The sequence below is a fragment of the Chryseobacterium sp. IT-36CA2 genome (genome assembly GCF_949767875.1).
Classification (GTDB): Bacteria; Bacteroidota; Bacteroidia; order Flavobacteriales; family Weeksellaceae; genus Chryseobacterium.
In genome coordinates this window covers 776,479-798,241 of sequence record NZ_CATKPG010000011.1, presented here as the reverse complement: position 1 = coordinate 798,241, position 21,763 = coordinate 776,479, and the positions used below count along the sequence as shown (strand labels likewise).

Genomic DNA, 21,763 nt, shown 5'->3' with positions numbered 1-21,763 from the left:
TTATGAAATTTCAAATTCGATTCAAATAACACTTTTGTGGTATTTTATTGATGAATAAAAATATTTATGGCCAGATATTTAAAATAAAATAATTAGATTTATTGACACTTTCATCATCATAAATAACGATTATGACAACCAATACCTACCCTTCCAAATATGCATTACCCAAAGGACTTTTCACCGTTGGGAAAACAAATTTTAAATGGTATGATCTTGCATTAGATCCTGCAGAAATCTCTTCACAGGATATTCTTAAGGCTCAAACATGTATTGAAAATGCAAAGGAAAATTTTCAGAATATTGATGATCTCGGATTTGTCATTATGCACCGTTGCGGAGAGCACTATCTGCTATTAGTCTGTACGTGGCGAAGTGAAAATGAGTTGTGGGAAAGTGTCTATTATGATGGTTCCGGTGAGTTTGAAATATGGGACAGAAACAAAACCCACCTCCCGACTTATTGTGTTTGGGAAATGGGTATTGTATATCATGAATCCCAGTCCTGGAAGAAGTATCTGGGCTCTGGGCGGGAAGAAAAAGACAAAGAGGAATATCTCAATGATTTCTTTGAGGGAGAGGTGTAAGTATTGTGTATTGTCATTGACTCTGTCGAATCTTCGATTTCTGACGAAGGAAGAATCCCGTAGAAAGAAGAGATTCTTTATTCCACTTCGTTTCATTCAGAATGACATGAAGCATAAAAATGACTTAAGTCCAAATTATCAGTTTGCTCTGTTTTTTTCATCAAACTTTACATTACGGTCCATTCCTTTTACTTTTTTATTTCCAAAAGTATAGGTAGCAGACACCGTAAGTCTTCTGGCATCGTAATAATTATTATAAGAATGTGTTCCTGTGGTATAATAGATTTCACCCTGACTTTTACCTTGCTTCAGAATATCGGAGACAAATATGTTCAGCTGAAGACTTTTTTCCATAAGATTCAGTTTCAGTCCTGAAGTAAGATTTCCCGCAAACTTCATATATGAATTTCCGGAGTTGGAAGGTAGACGGAACCAGTAGTTGAGAATCAGCTGTATTGTTTTACTTTGATTGAGTGATATATTATTCTGAAAATCGAAATCATAGCTATTTCCTTTTCTGGAAAGGGCGTCCGTTGCAAAAACATCCGTGTTCATGTAGGAATAATTAGAAGAGTAGTTGGCTTCCCATTTTTTGAAAAAAGTATCTGAATAATTAAGAGAAACTCCCATACTATTCTGATTGTAATAATTTTCAAAAGTGCTCACTCTGTTTTCACCTTTCAGGTTGGCCAATTGACCAAATGCATCCACTGTTCTCTGAAAATAAGCTGATGCCGACAATTTTCCTTTATAAACATAAGAAAGTTCAAAATTATGATTGATAGACGGCTTCAGGAAAGGGTTTCCGGTAAAATAAGAATTGATGTTGATGTACCAGCGATACGGATTAATAGCACGGAATCCTGGTCTGTTGATTCTTTTAGAATAATTCAGGTTAAAAGTATGATTTTCATTACTTTTATAGCTGATATAAGCTGTAGGAAAAAACTTTCCGTAAGAATTTTCGGTCTGCTGTCCGGACGTTAAAGAATTTCCGTTCACCACAGAATATTCGTAGCGTAAACCTGCCTTTGCCGACCATTTTTCGTTGAATGATTTTTCAAAACTGATATAAGCTGCATAATTTTTTTCATTATATTCAAACTCATTGCTTTTCAGTGGATCTGTACTATATTCTCCGTTCGTTAAGTTCTTATAAAATATATTGGAATTATTATCAAAATTAGTGAATTTCACTCCTGTTTCTGTCTTTGCAAACGAATAAGGCAATGTAAGATCCGCCTGTCCGGAATAAATTTTATAATCTACCATAGAAGGTGATTTTACAACAAACCGATCACCAGAACTTTCCGTAGTGGTAAAATCAATCGTAGTTTGCGGAGTATTGGAAAAATAATTCCCTGTAATGCTCAATTTGTTATCTTGTTTCCCGAATTTAAGGTCATAATAGGCGCTTGCAGTATGTTGTCTGCTGGTAGCTCTGTGTTCCGCATCAGTAAGGAGGGTATTTGTATAATTACCATTCTGGAAATAGTTTGAAGTATTTGTAATATCCATATTGGAATGCCCGAATCCGACATCATAAATAAACCCGATATTAGATTTCTTACCCAACTGATAATCCAGACTTAGGTTGACACCCAGCCCGTCTCCAAAATCCCTTCTGTTATCATTACTTTTAAGACCATCTGCACCTTCTATCCAATAGTTTTCGTAAGAGTGTTTTTCATTTTTATTCTGTCTTAACTTTAGTGAAGTTCGCAGTTTTTCATTCTGATAATTTACTGTCACACTGTTTGAATTTCCGGTATAGGTCTGCTGCTGAAGACTGGAAGTTAGACTTCCGCTCCATCCAAGATTTTGATTTTTATTTAAAACAATATTGATCAGACCGCTGTTTCCCTGCGCTTCATACTTGGCGGGAGGTGAAGTAATGACTTCAATTTTTTCTATATTTTCGGATCTGAGGCTTTTCAGATAAGTAACCAGTTCAGCATCAGATAAATTCAAAATCCTGTCATTGATCATTACTGCTACTCCACTTTTCCCGACAATAGAAACTCCTGTGTTGTCATCTACTTTCACCAAAGGAGTTGTTGCAAGAGCATCTGCGCCATCCATTCCTTGTGATGCTACAGAATTGGATACATTGAAAACTAATCTGTCTGCTTTTCTCTCAATCAGTTTTTTTCTGGCAGTAAGCGTAACGCCTTCTATCTGTTTTTCTTTTCTTTTTTCAACAGAAAAATCCTGCTTCACCTCTCCGTTGATGATAATATCTTTACTGGATATTTCTATACCATCCTGTATAAGTTTAATATGATAGTTTCCGTTTTCTGAAAGTTTCAAAGAGTAATTTCCTTTTTCGTCTGAAATGGCGGTATGCTTTTTCTGATCTTTTAAGGCAACCACCTCAACATAAGGAACAGAATTTCCGGTTTGGGTGATCTTCCCTGTTATACTTTGAGCAAATGCAACTATCGGCAACAGCATGATCACAGCAATTAATATCTTCTTCATGAATTATATCGTTTTTAATAAGACAAACTGCAATCGTCTTTTATTACATCTGTCTTACTGTTTTTCAATATCTTCGCCTTTATAAAATCAAAACATGAAAAAAGGGCTCATTGCATTTTCTATATTTATTACCCAGATCATTTCTGCACAGAATTACTCCCAATATGTTAATCCATTTATAGGAACCGGAGGCCATGGCCACACTTTCCCCGGGGCTATTGTTCCTTTCGGAATGGTGCAGCTTTCTCCTGATACAAGAATTGACGGAAGCTGGGATGGATGCAGTGGATATCATTATTCGGATTCTGTGATCTATGGTTTTTCACATACCCACCTGAACGGTACAGGAGTTTCGGATTATGGAGATATTATGTTGATGCCGACCATGGGAAATCCAAGTCTAAACAGCAAAGACTATTCTTCAAAATTTTCGCATAAAAATGAAAAAGCAACAGCCGGATTTTATGCAGTCAAATTAGATAAAAACAATATTGATGTACGTCTGACAACCACCAAGAGAGTTGGTTATCATGAATACACCTTCAACAATGCAGGAAATGCCAATATCATTTTAGACCTCAACCACAGAGATAAACTTCTGGAAGGTGAAGTGAAAATTATTGATGATAAAACCATTGAGGTATTGAGAAGAAGTGAAGCGTGGGCTACCAACCAATATATCTACGCAAGGATTGAATTTTCAAAACCGATGAAAATTTCAAAAAAAGAGACTAACGGAAAACAGGAAACCCATCTTTTCACTGGAACAAAACTTGCCTTGGCATTTTCAGCTCAAGTTAAAAAAGGAGAAAAGATCAATGTAAAAGTTTCTATTTCTCCTACAGGTTATGAAGGTGCAGGAAAAAATATGCTGGCAGAAGGAGAATCGAAGGATTTTGAAACTGTAAGAAAACAAGCACAAACCGAGTGGGATAAAGAGCTTTCAAAAATTGAAGTAAAATCTGATGATAAAAATAAATTAGCCGTTTTTTATACCGCTCTTTACCATGTTTTCACCCAGCCGAACATCAATATGGATGTGGATGGAAAATACAGAGGCAGAGACAACAAGCTGTATAACGCCAATGGTTTTGATTATTATACGGTATTCTCACTTTGGGATACCTTCAGAGGCGCTCATCCCTTGATGACTTTAATTGACAGAAAAAGAACAGCTGATTTTATCAATACTTTCATCAAACAATACGAGCAGGGAGGAAAACTTCCGGTTTGGGAACTGGCTTCCAACGAAACAGAATGTATGATAGGTTACCATTCTGTTTCGGTCATTGCGGATGCTATGGCGAAAGGAATTCAGGGATTTGATTACGAAAAGGCATTTCAGGCTGCAAAAGGTTCTGCCATGCAGGATATTTTTGGGTTGAATGCCTACAAACAGAATAATTATATCAGCATAGATGATGAGCATGAAAGTGTTTCCAAAACTGTAGAATATGCTTATGATGACTGGTGTATTGCTCAGATGGCAAAAATTTTAGGCAAAAAAGAAGATTATCAGTATTTCATGAAACGTTCTCAGAACTGGAAAAACCTTTACAATCCAAAAACAGGTTTTATGCAGCCAAGAAAAAACGGAAACTGGTATGAGCCTTTTGATCCGAGAGAAGTGAATAATAATTATACGGAAGGAAACTCATGGCATTATTCATATTCTGTACAGCAGGATATTCCGGGGTTGATTACAGCGCATGGTGGAAAAGAAAAATTTGAACAGTTCATTGATGCTATTTTTACCGCTCCGGATAAAACAACAGGAAGAGAACAGGTGGATATCACTGGATTGATGGGACAGTACGCTCAGGGAAATGAGCCAAGTCACCATATTGCTTATCTATACAATTTTGTAGATAAACCTGAAAAAACAGATGCTAAAATCAAATACATCCTGGACAATTTTTATAAAAATACCCCAGACGGCCTGATTGGAAATGAAGACTGCGGCCAGATGAGTGCATGGTATATTTTAAGCTCCATGGGAATTTATTCCGTTACGCCTGGACTACCGGAATGGGAAACAACAACACCTTATTTTGATGAAATTAAAATTCATCTTGAAGACGGTACTACAAGAACTATTACCAAAAATACCAGCAGAGCAGAACTTAAAAAACTAGGCTTCGAAAATGTGAAACCTGTTAAAGATTTTAAATATGCCGAACAAACGGCTTCCCCAGTAATTTCGGCCGACAGAATCTTTGATTTTTCTACCAAAGTTGAGATTACCCCACTGAATCCCAACGACAAAGTTTATTATATGACAATAGATGACAGTGACAGTAATAAAAGAAAAACTTTCTCTACTTATAAAGCTCCGTTCTCTATCACCAAAACCACACAGGTAATGGCTTACGCTGAAAGAAACGGAGAAAAAAGTTCTGTAACCACCGCTAATTTCAACAGAAGACCTAATTATTGGGATATCAATATTTTGTCAAAAGTGACTCCACAATACAGTGCCACCGGAAAACTTGCTCTTATTGACGGAATAAGAGGAGATATAAACTGGAGAAAAGGTGAATGGCAAGGTTATCAGGGGCAAAATTTTGAAGCAGTTATTGATCTTAAATCACCCCAAAACATCAAACTTTTATCATCTTCTTATCTTCAGGACAGCAGAGCATGGATTCTGATGCCTAAAAAGGTAGAATATTATGCTTCCATGAACGGAAAAGATTTTATCCTTCTGAAGACGATTGACAATGATATTGATCCTAAAGATGAGAAAGTACAGATCAAAGAGTTTTCTACAGAAATTCTTCCTACCGAAGCCCGATACATCAAAGTAAAAGCATACTATTTCGGAAAACTTCCGGAATGGCATCAGGGAGCAGGCGGTGACGCTTATATTTTTATTGATGAGATTACAGTGAAGTAAGGAAGATGGAAGAGTGAAGCTGGAGGCTTCTATTTGCCGAATTACTTTTTAAAGCTGGCTTGCAGAAATTTTATATTTAAAAAATTAATAAAATAGATTGATATTAATCTATAGACTTTCAAAACTTCCTTCTTCCGACATCCAGCTTCCAACAAAAATGGCCTTCGAAAATTTGAAGGCCATTTTTTAATTCATTCTTTCAGACCATTGCAGGATTGCCGGAAGTTCTATATCAGAAAATTCGATGTGGATTACTCTTCTTTTCTTTCCATTGGTGGTTCGGTTGGAGCCATGTAGCGTTAAAGGTTTCATCATCATAATTCCGCCTTTTTGTACGTTGCAGATTTCTTCTGTTTCTACACTCCAGTCAATGGTTTCTAGTCTGTAGATACCTTTTGCATGAGATTTTGGGACTACTTTTAATGCTCCATTACTTTCATCGGTATCATCCAGATGGATTCTGATGGTATAGATATTTTCCAAAATATCCAGTGGGGGCTGTACTGCAAACTGATTTTGTTTGGTAGTCCATGGACCAAAATTAGCAAGCTCAAGCTTTTTATCCACAGAAATAGTCAGATCCTGATGATAGGCTACATACCAGTTGGAAGTTTCAGGCTTATCAAAATAAATACTTTTGACCACAAAATATTTCTCTCCAAAGATTTCCTTTACCACTTTCCTGATGTTCTCATTAAATACAAGGTCTTTGATTTCCGGAACTTCTTTTAAAAACTGCCTTATGGCGAAAAGATCTTCAGACTTTCGGAAGTTCTCTTTTGAGGTATCTATATTTTGCAGAACAACGTTGATATCTTCAAGTTCTTCCTGCGAAAATACATTATCAATAACAGCAAAGCCATATTCTTCAATATGGCTTTTTATATTTTTTAAGTTATTTAAACTCATTGATATTTAAATTTTGTCTAATGGTTCAGTCAGCTGTCCTTCCCATTTCGAAACCGCTGTAGTTGCCAGTGTGTTTCCTAATACGTTGGTCATACTTCTACCCATATCACAGAAATGGTCAATTGGTAAAATTAAGGCAATTCCTTCCGGAGGAATACCGAACATAGAACAGGTTGCAACGATAATTACCAGAGAAGCTCTCGGAACCCCAGCAATTCCTTTTGAAGTAAGCATTAATACCAAAAGCATGGTAATCTGCTGTCCGATCGTCATTTCAATCCCGTAGATCTGTGCAATAAAGATTGAAGCAAAGGTCATATACATCATACTTCCATCCAGGTTAAACGAGTATCCTAAAGGTAAAATAAAAGATACTACTCTACTATTACAACCGAATTTTTCAAGCTCTTCCACCAATTTCGGGAATACAGCTTCTGAACTCGTTGTAGAGAAAGCAATCAGTAAGGGTTCTTTAATTCTTTTTAATAAGTCAAAAAGACGGTTTCCTAAAATGAAATACCCTACTAGTAATAAAACCAGCCAAAGAACTGCTATTGCAAAGAAGAAGTCTCTTAAATAGATAGCATATACTTTAAAGATTTCAAAACCATTGGTTGCCACTACTGCTGCAATAGCTCCCAGTACCCCAAGCGGAGCAAACCACATGATATACCCTACCATTTTAAGGATAGCATGAGCAATGATATCAAAAAGCTTTACTACTGGTTTAGCATATTCTTCGCCCAAATTAGCAAGTGCAACTCCAAACATTACGGCAAATACAACAATCTGCAATACTTCATTGGTAGCAAAGGCTTCAAATAAACTTTTAGGAATCATATGCTTTACGAAATCTTCCATAGAAAAGCTTTTACTGTTCTTAAGAAGCTCATCAGCAGAGGAAACATCCTGAATCGGTAATTTGGTAACATGTCCCGGCTCAAGCCAGTTCACAAGGATTAGCCCGATAAAAAGAGAAACCAGAGAAGCAGAAATAAACCAAAGCATTGCTTTTGTTCCTACCCTTCCAATCATTTTAATATCACTCATTTTGGCAATTCCCACTACCAAAGTTGTAAAAACCAAAGGCGCAATAATCATTTGGACCAATCTGATAAAAACCGTTCCTAACAGTTTTATGTTCTTGGAAAAAGGTTCTGCACTTTCCGGATAACTCACATGCACAACACCTCCAATCCCTACACCCACAACAAGGGCAATGATAATTGCTATAAAAAGTTTATTCTGTCCTTTCATATATAAGTTTCAATTTGCGCAAATATAATAGTTTTAGAATTGGCAGTATATTTTAAAAATGTTGATAAATTTCACATTATGTGTGCTAAGTTTTTAATACCTGAAAATTAAAACCTTGATTTAGAAAATATTGTAAAAAAAAATAAAAACATTTATTGAATTTTTATTCTTTTGGTACAAATTTTATTATTACATTTGAGTGTATAACAACATTAAAATAAATATACAAAATGAAAAAAACTATTGCAATGGCAGCATTAGCTGTAGCTGTATCTTTCGGTGCTATTTCTTGTAAAAAGAAAGTTTCTGATGCCGATCTTCAGACTCAGGCTACAACGGTAGTAACCTCTAATCCCAATGCTTCTGTGGAAGTAAAAGAAGGTGTAGCTCACTTAAGTGGAACTTTTGCAGATCAGCAGTCGAAAGATGCGATGATTGCAAAATTAAAAGCGATCAGCGGAGTAAAAGACGTAATGGATATGTCTACAATAGCTGCTGCTCCAACTGCAGCGCCTGTTGAAACGGCTTCTGCTGTAGATCCTGCTGTTCAGAAAAAAGTTCAGGATGCAGTGAAGGATTTCCCTTCTGTAAAAGTAGAAGTTGTAAACGGACAGCTTACTCTTACAGGTAATGTTTCTGGTTTACAGGCTAGAAAAATCAAAGAATCTGTAGATGCTTTGAAAATCGGAAAGTATAACAACAACCTAATCGTAAAATAATTTAAGATGAGCGAATTACAAGATAAATATTCAAGCGTAGTTTCAGCGGCTCAGTCTGCAGGGATCTCCAATCTTCAGGTTCAGGAGCAGGACGGTATTCTTTATGTTACCGGAAGTGCTTCCAATACTGCGGCTAAAGATGCTGTATGGAATGCTTTAGGAGCTATTGATTCTACTTATTCTGCTTCAGATATCAATATTGATGTACAGGTTGCAGGTCTTACTTCAGGTGCTTCTTTAACGGTTGCTACTGAAGATTCTAACCTGAATATCAGACAGGAGCCTTCTACTGAAGCTGCTGTTGTAGGTAAAGCTGCTAAAGGTTCTTCTGTAACTTTAATTGAACAGACTTCTGATGACTGGTGGAAAGTGAAAACTGACGACGGACAGGAAGGATATGCTTATTCAAGATATTTAAGAGCTTAATTTTTATTAAATAATAATAAATTTTCACAAAAAAAGCATAGAAACATCCCAACTTTGGGATGTTTTTATATTTTTACCGATCTGAAAAGAAACTAATGAAGAAAATTATGTTGCTATTGGCTTTGATATTCACAGCCATTATACTGCATGCACAAAAATTACACATCGACGGGAAAATATCGGATCCTGAAAAAAAAGCGATAGAAAATGCCACCGTTTATCTTTTGAAACAAAAAGATTCATCCATTATCAATTATACGGCAACCAATAAGGAAGGGAAATTCTCACTGAAGATTAATGATATGAAAGAACCTTCCATCCTGAAAATTGATGCTGATAAATTATCTTCCTATTCTAAAAAATTTGAGAAAATTGATCAATCTTTATCGTTAGGAGATATTCAGCTTGAGAAACAGAATATCGTCAACAATATTGATGAGGTAAAAATCAAAGCATCTCCCGTAAAAATCAAAAAAGACACCATTGAATTCAACGCAGCTTCAATAAAAGTACGTCCCGATAGTAAAATTGAGGAACTTCTGAAGCAGATCCCTGGGGTAGAGATCAATAATGATGGAAAAATTACTGTCAACGGAAAAGAAGTGGATCAGATTATGATCAACGGAAAACCTTTCTTTGACAAAGACGGAAAAATAGCCCTTCAAAATTTACCCGCGGATATCATCAAGAATATTCAGTTCACCACCACCAAAACAAAGGAGGAAGAGCTCAGTGGAAAAGCAGCGAAATCCCAAAATACAACCATCAACTTTAATATTGATGAAAAGAAAAATAAAGGATTACTGACAAGGCTTACGGTAGGCTACGGTTCAGACAAACGGTATGAAACAAGCGGATTGGCCAGTTATTTTAAAGGGGATACGAAAATAAGTTTACTGGCTTCTTCCAATAATATCAATTCACAGGGATTCTCCCGGGATGAGGTTTTTGACAGCATGGGGAATGGCCGAAATGCCTGGATGATGCAGGGAGGATCTGTCTCTACAGTAGGGAATGTAACGTATTACAGCCAGGGTGGCGGCGGCACGAAAGGAATTCAAAGATCTACAACAATTGGTTTAAACTATAGTGATAAGCTGGGAAAAGATGCTGACCTGGACTCTTTCAGTCTGATGCATACCGATTCTAATACAGAATCCAGATCCAAAGTTTCAAGATCTACCCTTCTACCGGATTATACGCTTCAGACCAATTCTGAAAGCAATGGAGAAAATGAATCCAAACAATACAACGTTGATACTTCAGTTAAAATAAAGCTGGATTCTATGACAAGCATTTATCTATCGCCGAGGTTCTCTAAAAACAGCAGCTTTAGCTTTAATAACTCCAAATCTTCTTCTTTAAGAAATGGCAGCCTTCTGAATGAAAGTAATTCTTATTCAAGCAATGATTCCGAAAGCAATTCATTTAATCCCTACCTATATTTTTCAAGAAAATTTAAGAAAAAAGGACGTTCAGTTTCAGCTAATATAACAAGCTCAATTTCAGAATCTAAAAGAGATAATCTGAACCAGTCTCAGAATACTTTTTACCAACAAAGCGGCACTACTGTGGATAACAGGGACCAGTTAGCCAAAAATAAAAATCAGAATAACACGTTTAACTTCAATGCCGGATATACGGAACCCATTTCCGATTCATCCAGCGTCAGTTTTGAAGTAAAATATGAAACAAGATCTGCCAGAGATCTAAGGAATGTAAATGATTTTGATAATACGACAGGTGATTATACCAAATACAACCAGCTTTTATCCAACAATATGAGGCAGAGAATCAATCAGATTTCTCCTGAACTTACCTATCAGATCAACAAAAATAAGTTGAATTTCTGGGCTTCTGTAAAGCTTGATATTTCGGATATGAAAGTAAATTCTATCTTTAATGGGCAGCAGTATGATCTGCAGAAAAATTTTGCCCTGCCTGAATATAACGTAAACCTTTACTATCAGCTTGGCGAAGGAAAAAATCTTAGTATTTACAACTACGCCAACTTCACTATACCAACCGCTGAGCAGCTTACACCGTATAAGGATGAATCTAATCCATTGGCCACATATCAGGGAAATCCTGATTTGAAAAATACATGGTCAAACAACCTTTCAGTGTATTTCAGCAATTATAATAAAGTAAAAGATCTCAGCTACTACATCAATGTTGGCTTTACCTACAGAAATAATGATATCATCAATTTTACAAAATATGATAATGCAGGAAAGCAAATTGTCACCTATGATAACGTAAGTGGAAATAAAAGCATCAACGCCGGAGCAGGATTAAGCAAAATTCTGAAATGGAAAAACAATAAACTAACCATCAGCCCAAGATTCAACATGAATTATGCTTACAATAATGGTTTTATTGATGGGCAGGCATTTACCAGCAATTCATATAGCCTTAATCCGGGTATTAACCTGACGTATGAGATCAAGGATAAAATGACGATCAGGCCTTCTTACAGACTTGGATATAGCTTCTCCAATTACACCAATTATAGTGTAACCAATGTCAATACAGCGAATCAGTCATTGAAACTTGAACTCACCAATTATCTATTTAAAGGCAACTTCGTATTTGGAAATGACTTTGAATACAATACCAACTCAAATATTGCTCCGGGCTTTAAAAAGGATTTTTACTTCTGGAATACGAGCTTAGGATATTCATTCTATAAAAAACAGTTTACAGCAAAAGTGAAAATCTATGATGTATTAAACCAAAATCAAAGCGTAAGAAGAACCATCACAGATTCTTATTTTGAAGACCGTGAAGACCTCATCCTGAAAAGATACATCATGTTCTCCATCAGCATGAAACTGAATAAATTTGCAGGTAAAAAAGCGCAATAAAGCAACACCACACTTTTATATATATATTTTTGATAATGGCCGGATCTTTCCGGCTATTTTTATGAATAAACTGTATTTCAATCCTGAACGCCATTACAACTGAAGACGAAAAATTCTCCTCTTCCGGAGGGGTGGCGAAAATTCGAAGAATTTTTGACGGGGTGGTTTCCCACAAAATTTAATCATACTCATCCAATAAATACTAATAACATTAACCTTTTAAACAAGATTTATCCATAAACCTGTTTTTATTTTTAAATTAGCGGTAAATTTTTTTTATGAAAATCCATATTTCAATATTATGTATCCTTTTTTTCATTCTTGGAAAAGCCCAGAAGACGGAACAGAAAGATACTTTCGTTAAAGACAATTTCACCAAGAAAGAATTTTATATTCCTATGCGTGATGGAGTGAAGCTTTTCACAGCGGTGTATATCCCCAAAGATATATCCAACAAAAACAAATATCCGTTTCTGATGCAGAGAACCTGTTACAGCATCGCCCCGTACGGAGAGAATGAATATAAAACAAAGGTAGGTCCCAACACCTATCTTATGAAAGACAAGTATATTTTCGTGTATCAGGATGTGCGTGGAAGATATATGAGTGAAGGTACATTTACCAATATGACTCCGCAGGTTGAGCGTAAAACCAAAAAAGATGTGGATGAAAGCACAGATACATATGATACCATCGAATGGCTTTTGAAAAATATCAAGGACAATAATGGAAAAGCAGGTCAGTTTGGAACCTCTTATCCTGGATTTTATACTGCTGTAGGAACATTGTCACAGCACCCTGCTTTGGTAGCATCTTCACCTCAGGCACCTATTTCTGATTTCTGGAATGATGATTTCCTTCACAACGGAAGATTTATGTTAGGGTATTTCAGAACGTTCCCAGTTTTCGGAGTTCAGAAAACACAACCGGAAAAACAGGCTTGGTATATGGATTCTTTCATTAAGCAGACTTCTGAAGACGGTTTGAAGTTCTATAGAGATATGGGTACTCTGAAAGATGGTTATGAAAAATATTATAAGAACAATTTCTTCATGACAGAAATTATGAATCATCCCAACTATGATGAATTCTGGCAGAAAAGAGGACTTCTCCCTCATTTGAAGAACATTAACCATGCAGTAATGACTGTTGGTGGATGGTTTGATGCTGAAGATCTTTCCGGTCCTCTGAATATTTATAAAACCATTGAAAAAACAAGTCCTAAAGCTAAAAACACCATTGTAATGGGACCTTTCTCTCATGGTGGATGGTCTCAGGAACAGGGAAAACATTTCCACAGTGAAACCTATTTTGGTGACAGCATTGCAACATATTATCAGAAAAATATTGAAACAAGATTCTTCAACCATTATTTAAAGGGGAACACCAAAGAAGATGCAGGACTTCCTGAAGCTTTGATGTATGACACCGGAGCTAAAGAATGGAAAGAATTTGCATCTTATCCACCTAAAAATGCTCAGAAAGTTAATTTCTATCTGGTTGATAAAACCTTAAAAAAATCATCAGGACAAGGATATTCTGAATATTACAGTGATCCTAATAACCCTGTGTTAAGCTCTGATCATTTAAAAGATTTTAATGGATTCACTCCAAAAAATTATATGTCGGAAGACCAGAGATTTGCAGTCGGAAGACCTGATGTATTAACGTTCACTACCGATGTACTGACTGATGATATTACGTTTGCCGGAGAGATCATGGCCAAACTGAATATTGCTTCCACTTCTACAGATGCTGATTTTGCAGTAAAATTAATTGACGTTTACCCTGAAGATTTCAAACCTGCAGAAAAAAAAGATGGGGTTATCTATGGCAACTACCACCAAATGGTAAGAAGTGAGATCATGCCTGCAAGGTTCAGAAATACGAAAGAAAAGGGAGAAGCCTTAGTTCCGAACCAGAAAACGGCTGTTAATTTCAGACTTCAGGATGTGGTTCATACCTTCAAAAAAGGACATAAAATCCAAATCCAGATCAGCAGTACGTGGTTCCCGCTTTTCGCGATCAACCCGCAAAAGTTTATGGATAATCCAAATTTTGCCAATAAAGAGGATTACACCAAAGCATTTATTAAAGTATATGATGACAGCTCTATCGAAGCTGAAGTTTTAAAATAAATTGAAAAAGCTGTTCGTTTGAACAGCTTTTTTATTTTTGAGAGCTTGAAGTTTTTAGCTAAAGCCAGATGATTTTGTTCTTTTGTTCAAATGGGCTAAAGCCCACTTCTATTGATATTAAAACAGGCTCATAATTTATTCTTCAATGGTCCTGAAGGTCAGATTTACTCTGGGAGTTTTCACTCTTGTAGTGGGAGGAAGTCTGTGGAGCCAGTTGTCCTGGGTAGTTCCTTTCATAATCAATAAGCTTCCGTTTTCTAAGAATATTTCTGCCTTTTCTTTGGTTGTTTTATGTTTGAATAAAAACTTTCTTTCCGCTCCAAAGGTCAGAGAAGCAATAGCTCCGTGTTTCTTCAGATCTGTTTCACCATCGCTGTGGTAAGCCATTCCTTCGCTTCCATCGTGGTACAGATTCAGAAGGCATGAATTGTAAGTCTCACCGGAAACCTCTTCACATTTCTTCTTCAGTTCCAATAATTCGGGCGTCCAGAATTTGGCATACTTTGTTCTTTTCGAATAGGTATATTCAAAAGCCTTTTCTCCAAACCAAGCTACTTTCCTTTTGGTTAAAATCAGTTTTCCAAAGATCAGTGCTTCATCATTCTCCCATGGAATTTGGTTGAGCAGATAATCATAATAAAAATCTGATTTTTCTTTTGAGAAAACCTTACCGTAATAATGAACGGTTCCGTCGTGCGGAAGGATATTGAGAGGATAATCTGCTATTTCTTCGAAGAGACTCATCATAATTTTTTAATTAAATGCTTTTATATTTAAACACAAATTACACCAATATTTTTCACAAATGACACGAATTTCACATCAATAGGAACGGACTATAATCCTGAGCTTAGACGAAGGGAGCCCGTTTAATTAAAAATAAGAAATTCCAATTGGCTTTAGCCGAAACGTATCCGCATATTTTATTTCAGGAATAAATATGTGAGCCTTCCCAACCTACAATCAGCTGCTTCCTTTCACTTCCCCATCTGTAGCCGCCGAGATGTCCTGTAGACTGAATCACACGGTGACACGGTATAAGAAATGCAACTGGATTACTTCCAATAGCTGTACCAACAGCTCTGGATGCTTTAGGATTTCCAATTTTTTCAGCAAGGCCGCCATAGGTAGACAGTTTTCCCATTGGAATGGTCAGCAGGCTTTCCCATACTTTCAGCTGAAAATCGGTTCCTTTTAAATGTAATTTTATGGTATTGAGTTTTGTCCAGTCTTTATCGAATATGGACAAGGCATTCTTTTGAAGGGTATCTTCCTGTTCAACAAAAGAAGCATTAGGGAACTTTTGTTTCAGTTCCCCGAATGCTTTTTCTTTATCGTCTTCAAAAGCCATATAGCAGATTCCTTTTTCAGTAGAAGCTACTAACAGATTTCCAAAAGGGCTTCCGGAAAAACTATAATGAATACTAAGGCTTTTTCCTCCGTTTTTATATTCTGCCGGAGACATTCCTTCAATCTTTACAAACAGATCATGAAGTCTGCTCGTGCTTGAAAAACCTGTCTCGTATGCAGCATCAAACAAACTTGCTTTTTCTTCCTTTAATAAATTTTTAGCATGTTCAAGGCTGATGAACTGTAAAAATTTTTTCGGACTTGTTCCTGCCCAATCAGTAAATATCTTCTGAAAATGAGCCGGACTCAAGTGAATATTCTCTGCCACTTCCTCCAAACTTGGCTGAAGCCTGAAATTGCTCTGGATATACTCTATCGCCTTAGCAATTCTGTTATAATCGATTTGACTTTGTGTGGACATTGTATTATTATTTTACCTCACAAATTTCCAAAGAATATACGGCAGAAAAAATCCGATTCTTGCGGAATATTAGTTGTTGTTATAAATATCGTAATAAGCAAGCATTTTGTAATATAGCTTAGCAGAAAGGAAAGCCGTTGGCTTAGCCATTGGAGAATCCATTAATTCTACAATGTCAAAGGCTACTACATTACATTTTTCAAATACTTTTCTTAATAATTCCAACGTTGGATACCATTGTAATCCACCTGGCTCAGGCGTTCCTGTAGAAGGAGCAATAGAAGGATCAAAAGCATCTAAATCAATCGTGATATACACATTTCCTGATACTTTCTCCAATACATCATTGATCCAGTTTTCATTATTCGCGATTTCGTGAGCAAAAAATACTCTTCCTTCCGGTAAATACTCCACTTCTTCAACATCCATAGAACGGATTCCCACCTGTACTAAGTTATGCTTCTGATTAGCTTCAAAAACCGCACACGCGTGGTTTGAAGTAGAACCGTGGAAATCAGGACGTAAATCTGTGTGAGCATCTAACTGAAGAACCGTAAGGTTTTCAAATTTCTCTCCTACTGCACGGATAGAACCGATAGAAACAGAGTGCTCTCCACCAAAAAGAGTGAATAATTTACCATCATTGTTCAAAAGTTCTTTTGTTTTCTGATAAACTGCTTCCGTCATTGCTTCTGGAGAAGATTTTTCAGAAACTTCACCAGCTAAGTAAACTCCCTGTAGATAAGGTTCTGTTTGAGTTTCAATATCATAAAGCTCCATGTTTTCAGAAGCGTTTAAAAATAATTCCGGGCCTTTATCAGCTCCTTTACCCCATGTTGAAGTTCCATCGTAAGGAACAGTTACCAACATTACTTTCGAATTCTCTAACGTTGCGTTTTCTTCGGGAATTCCTGCGTATGTTTTCATATATAATTATTAATTAAAAAATTAAATGATTGAAAAATTAAAAGATTCCACAAAGATACAAAGAGTTTGCGAGTTGGAGCGTAAGAGTATCGGAGAGTTTATAGCTACCAGACTTTCCCTTTACGACCTTTTACCTGCCACCTTTTCCCTTTCCACTCTCAACTCAAATAGCTATTTTTGTACAAAACTCATTATATGCCTTTAAAAGCTGTTCTTTTCGATATGGATGGGGTAATTGTAGATACAGAACCCCTGCATAGAAAAGCTTATTTCAAAACGTTTGATGAACTGGAAATTGCTGTTTCCGAAGATTTATATACTTCATTTACCGGAGCTTCCACCAAAAGAGTTTCTGAGACATTAATTAAAGAATTTAATTTGAATCAGACTTATGAAGCCATTGCAGGAATCAAAAGGTCTCATTTCAAAGACTATTTTTATAATGATGATGAATTTGATTTGATTCCGGGCGTAAGACAACTTATTGAACATTATCACGAAAATGGAATAAAGCTAATCCTCGCTTCTTCTGCTACGATGGTAACGATCAATATGGTTTTTGAAAAGTTTGGACTGGAGAAATATTTCAGCGGAAAGATCAGCGGTGCAGATTTAAAAGAATCAAAACCTCATCCTGAAGTTTTTTTACTGGCTGCAGAAATGGCAGGAGAACCTGTTGAAAACTGCATGGTGATTGAAGATTCTACCAACGGAATTCTGGCTGCCCACAGAGCAAAAATCTTCTGTGCAGCTTACAGAAGTCCACATTCAAAAAACCAGGATTATACGTTAGCCGATACTGTAGTTTCTGATTACGAGGAATTGGAACTGGATAAGATTTCAACATATTTTTAAATAAAAAAGCTCTCAGATCTTTCTGAGAGCTTTTGTTTATTATAAGTTTTGGCTAAAGCCAATTGACTTTTTATATTGATTGTAAATGGGCTAAAGCCCATTTCTATTGATCATAGAATTATTTATAACCAAGAATTTTCAAAATATCTTCCGGTTCCTGTTTTTCACGGAAAATTTCGTATTGCAATTCACCGTTTTCATCCTTTTGGATCAGAACGTGTCTAGGCTGAGGCATCAAACAGTGGTGTACTCCGCCATATCCTCCGATGGTTTCCTGATAAGCCCCAGTATGGAAAAATCCGATATACAAAGGTTTTGTATCACTGAAAACAGGCAAATAAATCGCGTTGGTATGCTGTTCCGAGTTATAATAATCGTCCGAGTCACAAGTCAATCCTCCAAGAAAAACTCTTTCATAAGTATCTTCCCAACGGTTAAGTGGAAGCATGATAAAGTGTCTTGAGATTGCCCAGGTATCAGGAAGAGTAGTCATGAAAGAAGAATCAATCATATTCCATTTCTCTCTGTCGTTCTGACGTTTCTGAGAAATAATTTTGTAAAGGTTTGCCCCGCTTTCTCCTACAGTAAAGCTTCCGAACTCAGTGTAGATATTAGGTTCTTCTACTCCTTCTTCTTCACAGAATTTTTTGATCTGAGAAACAATTTCTTCTACCATATACTGATAGTCATAATCAAAATTCAAAGAAGTTTTAATTGGGAAACCACCTCCGATGTTCAATGAATCTACTTCAGGAGCAATTTTCTTCAAACGTGCATATACACGAAGACATTTGTACAATTCATTCCAGTAGTAAGAAGTATCTTTAATCCCGGTATTGATGAAGAAGTGAAGCATTTTCAATCTTGCATTCGGGTGTTCAGCGATCTTCTGGCTGTAGTAAGGAATAATATCTTTATATCCGATTCCTAATCTTGAGGTATAGAATTCGAACTTCGGCTCTTCCTCTGATGCAATTCTGATTCCGATATTGAATGTAGAATCTATACTTTCTGTAAGTTTATCCAATTCTCTGTAGTTATCCAGAATCGGAGTAATATTTTCAAAACCACTGTTGATCATATCTGAAATCTTTGTCAGATAATCATCAGTTTTGAATCCATTACAGATTACCTCAATGCTTTTATCTACCTTCTCTTTTTCATAAAGAGATTTTACAATATCCATATCATAAGCAGACGATGTTTCTATCGAAATATCATTCTTCAAAGCTTCTTCCAATACGAAATTGAAATGACTGGATTTTGTACAGTAACAGTAGGTATAATTCTTTTTATATTCAATTTTTTCAAAAGCCTCTTTAAACCAGCTTTTGGCTTTCTGAATATTTTGAGAAATTCTCGGCAGATAGCTAATCTTTAGCGGAGTGCCAAATTGTTCAACTACATCCATCAATGGAACGTCGTGAAACAACAAATTGTTCTCAGATACATTAAATTCCTCAGTAGGGAAATACAATGTCTGATCAATAAGTTCCGAGTACTTTATTTTCATTTCTAAACAAGTGAATTAAGAAATGCAAAATTGCTAAAAAAGTTTCATTTTTAGGTGTTAAAATTATTATAATTTTAATTTAAAACTCAATATTAAATCTCACAAAAATTTACCTCTGATAATCAATACGTAAACTTTTGAATATACTCGTTTCTTTTGGTGTCTGAAATCCCTAATACCTGCTGAATATAAGCATCTGTAGATCCATACTTTTTGTTGATCTCCTCAAAAGCAGCATCAAGGTATCTTTTTTCTACCCAGCTCAGCTTTTCCAGTACCTTCAAATCCATCTTTGGATAAAGGAAATGCAGGTTATTGGCAAGACGGAGTCGCTTCTGAACAAGGTCTTTTCTGTAGTTATTAGATAGAAGATATTCGTTGTAAATAGTTTCTTTATCAAATTTCAGGATTGTAAGAATTAATGCTGTTGTAATTCCTGTTCTGTCTTTTCCGGCTGTACAGTGATAGAGAATCGGATCTTTGGATTCCAGAATTTCTGTAATGATCCTCTTTATTGTTTCAGGATTTTCTGTAACGTATTCGCGATAGAAATCGATCATTCTTTTATCAGCATCGGCAGCATTTACTTTGCCTTGAAGAACCAATTTTCTGGCCTGAGCCAACTGATCACCTTCATCTTCAAACGCTGAATATTTTTTATAACCTGTTTCTGAAGGCAGTTGATCCGGTTTTTCAGCAATTTCTTTTGAATTTCTAAGATCAATAATTTCTTTGATCCCCAGTTTTTCAAATTTGTCAAAAGATTCCTTTTTAAGCTTATGAAGATGAGCACTTCGGTAGAACTTTCCTTCTTTTAAGGTTCTTCCATCTACATTTTTAATATTTCCAACAGTTCGGAAATTCGTTACTTTTTTTATTTGAATCACTTTTTCAGTTTCATTTTTTCCATATTCAGGAGTTTCAAAATGCTGCGTTTTACATGAGAAAAAACAGCATAATGAAATGATGAAAACTGATATTTTGATTAGTTTCTTCAATTGTTTTTAATAGGTTTTGGTTAAAGCCAATGGATTTGTATATTTTTATTAAACGGGCTCACTTCGTCTAAGCTCAGGATTATAGCCCGTTTCTATTGATAATAATCACTCTAATAAATTGCAGGATATTCTATCTCCTTGATTCCTACAAATAATAAAACAGCTCCCGATTCATATTCCACGGCAATTTCATCTTCAACAGCAAAATTCCGGGTTCCTATTCTTGAAGTAATGCTTAGGTTCTCATTAGTCAAAGGCCAATTCAGTCCTTTTGTGGTCATATTATTCACTGATGGAAATGGATAGAGAGAAATCATTTTATTTTTTACTCCTTTCAATGTAAAATGATTGGGAATAAAATAATATTCTGAAAATTCATCATAAAATTTGATATTCATCTGATCTTTGAATGCATAAGCAACCGTAAGATTTCCCAGAAAATGGTCCTGTTCACCTCCGCTTCCTCCGAAAACATCAATCTCTGAAAAACCTCTTTCCTGAATGATTTCCAACGCTTTATGAAAATCTGTTTTTTCCTGATCTAATGTAAGGATGAATTTTCCCTCATACATATCTTCATCTGATCCGGAGTGTGAATCAAAATCACCGGAAATAAAATCCAGCTTATCCAGTGGAAAACCCATTTTTTTTAAATAATGGAAAGCACCATCTGTACAGGCAATTAAACCATATTTTTCCGGATTAGGTAATGATTTTGGAGCATCTCCGTTGATGAAAAGTAATGCTTTATCTCTCATTCGGGTTCCAGTATTCTTCCGGTTCGTTGTTCAGTTTTGAAATATATCTGGCCAATACAAAAAGATAATCTGAAAGCCTGTTTAAATATTTAATCAATTCGGGGCGTACTTCTTCTGATTCATTCAAAAACACCAATGAACGCTCTGCTCTTCTGCAGATGGTTCTTGCTGCGTGTAAAAAAGTCGCTGATTTTCCTCCGCCGGGCAAAATAAAATACTGAAGCGGTTCCAGTTTTTCCTCAAAAGCATCCATCCATTGTTCCAGTTCTTCAATTTCTGTTTCTGAAATGATGATCGGAAGACGTGATTTTCCGTTTGCCAGCATCAACTTATCTACAGGGGTTGCAGCTTCTGAACCTACCGTAAATAAATCAAACTGTATTTTTTTCAGCTGTTTCAACACTTCTTCATCTTCGATATGACTTTTTGCAATCCCGATGAATGAATTCAGCTCGTCTATATTTCCATAACTGTCTACTCTTGCACTGGCTTTGGAAACTCTTGTTCCACCATATAATGCTGTCTGACCTTTATCTCCTGTTTTCGTATAAATTTTCATACTACTAAAATACCTTTTTTTGTACAATGTAAAAAGTAAAATGCAGTAATAACGTCTATCCTATCTGAAAAAAACATTCCCTGACATTAAGAATAATGTCAG

General features: G+C 35.9%; 17 protein-coding genes. 7 read left to right on the top strand and 10 right to left on the bottom strand.

Annotation, left to right across the window (positions count from 1 at the left end):
* Window positions 1-131 precede the first annotated feature (131 nt).
* Window positions 132-587, top strand: coding sequence for a hypothetical protein (locus ACM6F9_RS04470; protein WP_414844585.1), 456 nt, complete (start codon window positions 132-134; stop codon window positions 585-587).
* Window positions 588-725: 138 nt separating this feature from the next.
* Here the strand turns inward: ACM6F9_RS04470 and ACM6F9_RS04465 are convergent, their stop codons facing one another.
* The gene (locus ACM6F9_RS04465) at window positions 726-3,068 is read right to left on the bottom strand and encodes a TonB-dependent receptor domain-containing protein (protein ID WP_414844584.1); all 2,343 of its coding nucleotides are present in this window, start codon (window positions 3,066-3,068) and stop codon (window positions 726-728) included.
* A gap of 94 nt (window positions 3,069-3,162) precedes the next feature.
* On the opposite strand from ACM6F9_RS04465, the gene ACM6F9_RS04460 reads away from it, so the two are divergent.
* Entirely contained in the window at window positions 3,163-5,964 is a 2,802-nt protein-coding gene (locus ACM6F9_RS04460) for a GH92 family glycosyl hydrolase (RefSeq protein WP_414844583.1), read from the top strand.
* Between the two features lie 186 nt (window positions 5,965-6,150).
* Here the strand turns inward: ACM6F9_RS04460 and ACM6F9_RS04455 are convergent, their stop codons facing one another.
* On the bottom strand, window positions 6,151-6,873 hold the full coding sequence (locus ACM6F9_RS04455; protein ID WP_414844582.1) for a phytanoyl-CoA dioxygenase family protein: 723 nt from the start codon (window positions 6,871-6,873) through the stop codon (window positions 6,151-6,153).
* A 6-nt stretch (window positions 6,874-6,879) separates the two neighbouring features.
* Window positions 6,880-8,130, bottom strand: a complete 1,251-nt coding sequence (locus ACM6F9_RS04450; RefSeq protein WP_414844581.1) for a dicarboxylate/amino acid:cation symporter — start codon at window positions 8,128-8,130, stop codon at window positions 6,880-6,882.
* A 230-nt stretch (window positions 8,131-8,360) separates the two neighbouring features.
* Between ACM6F9_RS04450 and ACM6F9_RS04445 the strand changes: the two genes are divergently transcribed.
* The 4 genes from ACM6F9_RS04445 to ACM6F9_RS04430 all read left to right on the top strand — a co-directional run bounded on the left by ACM6F9_RS04445 (window position 8,361) and on the right by ACM6F9_RS04430 (window position 14,280).
* On the top strand, window positions 8,361-8,849 hold the full coding sequence (locus ACM6F9_RS04445) for a BON domain-containing protein (protein WP_105700987.1): 489 nt from the start codon (window positions 8,361-8,363) through the stop codon (window positions 8,847-8,849).
* 6 nt (window positions 8,850-8,855) lie between these two features.
* On the top strand, window positions 8,856-9,275 hold the full coding sequence (locus ACM6F9_RS04440; RefSeq protein WP_105700988.1) for an SH3 domain-containing protein: 420 nt from the start codon (window positions 8,856-8,858) through the stop codon (window positions 9,273-9,275).
* A 95-nt stretch (window positions 9,276-9,370) separates the two neighbouring features.
* The gene (locus ACM6F9_RS04435) at window positions 9,371-12,142 is read left to right on the top strand and encodes an outer membrane beta-barrel protein (protein ID WP_414844580.1); all 2,772 of its coding nucleotides are present in this window, start codon (window positions 9,371-9,373) and stop codon (window positions 12,140-12,142) included.
* A gap of 278 nt (window positions 12,143-12,420) precedes the next feature.
* Window positions 12,421-14,280 (top strand): CocE/NonD family hydrolase, encoded by a 1,860-nt coding sequence (locus ACM6F9_RS04430; protein WP_414844579.1) that lies wholly within the window; start codon window positions 12,421-12,423, stop codon window positions 14,278-14,280.
* Window positions 14,281-14,415: 135 nt separating this feature from the next.
* On the opposite strand, the gene ACM6F9_RS04425 is transcribed toward ACM6F9_RS04430, so the two are convergent.
* The 3 genes from ACM6F9_RS04425 to speB all read right to left on the bottom strand — a co-directional run bounded on the left by ACM6F9_RS04425 (window position 14,416) and on the right by speB (window position 16,978).
* Window positions 14,416-15,024 (bottom strand): alpha-ketoglutarate-dependent dioxygenase AlkB family protein, encoded by a 609-nt coding sequence (locus ACM6F9_RS04425; RefSeq protein WP_414845101.1) that lies wholly within the window; start codon window positions 15,022-15,024, stop codon window positions 14,416-14,418.
* A gap of 184 nt (window positions 15,025-15,208) precedes the next feature.
* Window positions 15,209-16,051 carry a bifunctional helix-turn-helix domain-containing protein/methylated-DNA--[protein]-cysteine S-methyltransferase gene (locus ACM6F9_RS04420; protein WP_414844578.1) on the bottom strand — a complete coding sequence of 281 codons (843 nt, stop codon included), beginning with the start codon at window positions 16,049-16,051 and terminating at the stop codon, window positions 15,209-15,211.
* Window positions 16,052-16,120: 69 nt separating this feature from the next.
* On the bottom strand, window positions 16,121-16,978 hold the full coding sequence (gene speB / locus ACM6F9_RS04415; RefSeq protein ID WP_414844577.1) for an agmatinase: 858 nt from the start codon (window positions 16,976-16,978) through the stop codon (window positions 16,121-16,123).
* 195 nt (window positions 16,979-17,173) lie between these two features.
* Here speB and ACM6F9_RS04410 point away from each other — a divergent pair, with 195 nt between their 5' ends.
* Window positions 17,174-17,833 (top strand): HAD family hydrolase, encoded by a 660-nt coding sequence (locus ACM6F9_RS04410; protein ID WP_414844576.1) that lies wholly within the window; start codon window positions 17,174-17,176, stop codon window positions 17,831-17,833.
* A 118-nt stretch (window positions 17,834-17,951) separates the two neighbouring features.
* Here the strand turns inward: ACM6F9_RS04410 and ACM6F9_RS04405 are convergent, their stop codons facing one another.
* From ACM6F9_RS04405 to ACM6F9_RS04390, 4 genes are all read right to left on the bottom strand, one after another.
* Window positions 17,952-19,346 carry an arginine decarboxylase gene (locus ACM6F9_RS04405; RefSeq protein WP_105700994.1) on the bottom strand — a complete coding sequence of 465 codons (1,395 nt, stop codon included), beginning with the start codon at window positions 19,344-19,346 and terminating at the stop codon, window positions 17,952-17,954.
* A gap of 122 nt (window positions 19,347-19,468) precedes the next feature.
* Entirely contained in the window at window positions 19,469-20,344 is an 876-nt protein-coding gene (locus ACM6F9_RS04400) for a tyrosine-protein phosphatase (protein ID WP_414844575.1), read from the bottom strand.
* 110 nt (window positions 20,345-20,454) lie between these two features.
* On the bottom strand, window positions 20,455-21,102 hold the full coding sequence (locus ACM6F9_RS04395; protein ID WP_414844574.1) for a thiamine diphosphokinase: 648 nt from the start codon (window positions 21,100-21,102) through the stop codon (window positions 20,455-20,457).
* Window positions 21,092-21,661, bottom strand: a complete 570-nt coding sequence (locus tag ACM6F9_RS04390; RefSeq protein WP_414844573.1) for a cob(I)yrinic acid a,c-diamide adenosyltransferase — start codon at window positions 21,659-21,661, stop codon at window positions 21,092-21,094. Before ACM6F9_RS04390 ends, ACM6F9_RS04395 begins: the two co-directional genes overlap by 11 nt.
* Between the last annotated feature and the right edge of the window lie 102 nt (window positions 21,662-21,763).

What these genes read in the sequence shown, in the direction of transcription:
- ACM6F9_RS04470 (WP_414844585.1), top strand. Translation starts at nt 132, where the DNA reads ATGACAACCAATACCTACCCTTCCAAATATGCATTACCCAAAGGACTT.
- ACM6F9_RS04465 (WP_414844584.1), bottom strand. Translation starts at nt 3,068, where the DNA reads ATGAAGAAGATATTAATTGCTGTGATCATGCTGTTGCCGATAGTTGCA.
- ACM6F9_RS04460 (WP_414844583.1), top strand. Translation starts at nt 3,163, where the DNA reads ATGAAAAAAGGGCTCATTGCATTTTCTATATTTATTACCCAGATCATT.
- ACM6F9_RS04455 (WP_414844582.1), bottom strand. Translation starts at nt 6,873, where the DNA reads ATGAGTTTAAATAACTTAAAAAATATAAAAAGCCATATTGAAGAATAT.
- ACM6F9_RS04450 (WP_414844581.1), bottom strand. Translation starts at nt 8,130, where the DNA reads ATGAAAGGACAGAATAAACTTTTTATAGCAATTATCATTGCCCTTGTT.
- ACM6F9_RS04445 (WP_105700987.1), top strand. Translation starts at nt 8,361, where the DNA reads ATGAAAAAAACTATTGCAATGGCAGCATTAGCTGTAGCTGTATCTTTC.
- ACM6F9_RS04440 (WP_105700988.1), top strand. Translation starts at nt 8,856, where the DNA reads ATGAGCGAATTACAAGATAAATATTCAAGCGTAGTTTCAGCGGCTCAG.
- ACM6F9_RS04435 (WP_414844580.1), top strand. Translation starts at nt 9,371, where the DNA reads ATGAAGAAAATTATGTTGCTATTGGCTTTGATATTCACAGCCATTATA.
- ACM6F9_RS04430 (WP_414844579.1), top strand. Translation starts at nt 12,421, where the DNA reads ATGAAAATCCATATTTCAATATTATGTATCCTTTTTTTCATTCTTGGA.
- ACM6F9_RS04425 (WP_414845101.1), bottom strand. Translation starts at nt 15,024, where the DNA reads ATGAGTCTCTTCGAAGAAATAGCAGATTATCCTCTCAATATCCTTCCG.
- ACM6F9_RS04420 (WP_414844578.1), bottom strand. Translation starts at nt 16,051, where the DNA reads ATGTCCACACAAAGTCAAATCGATTATAACAGAATTGCTAAGGCGATA.
- speB (WP_414844577.1), bottom strand. Translation starts at nt 16,978, where the DNA reads ATGAAAACATACGCAGGAATTCCCGAAGAAAACGCAACGTTAGAGAAT.
- ACM6F9_RS04410 (WP_414844576.1), top strand. Translation starts at nt 17,174, where the DNA reads ATGCCTTTAAAAGCTGTTCTTTTCGATATGGATGGGGTAATTGTAGAT.
- ACM6F9_RS04405 (WP_105700994.1), bottom strand. Translation starts at nt 19,346, where the DNA reads ATGAAAATAAAGTACTCGGAACTTATTGATCAGACATTGTATTTCCCT.
- ACM6F9_RS04395 (WP_414844574.1), bottom strand. Translation starts at nt 21,102, where the DNA reads ATGAGAGATAAAGCATTACTTTTCATCAACGGAGATGCTCCAAAATCA.
- ACM6F9_RS04390 (WP_414844573.1), bottom strand. Translation starts at nt 21,661, where the DNA reads ATGAAAATTTATACGAAAACAGGAGATAAAGGTCAGACAGCATTATAT.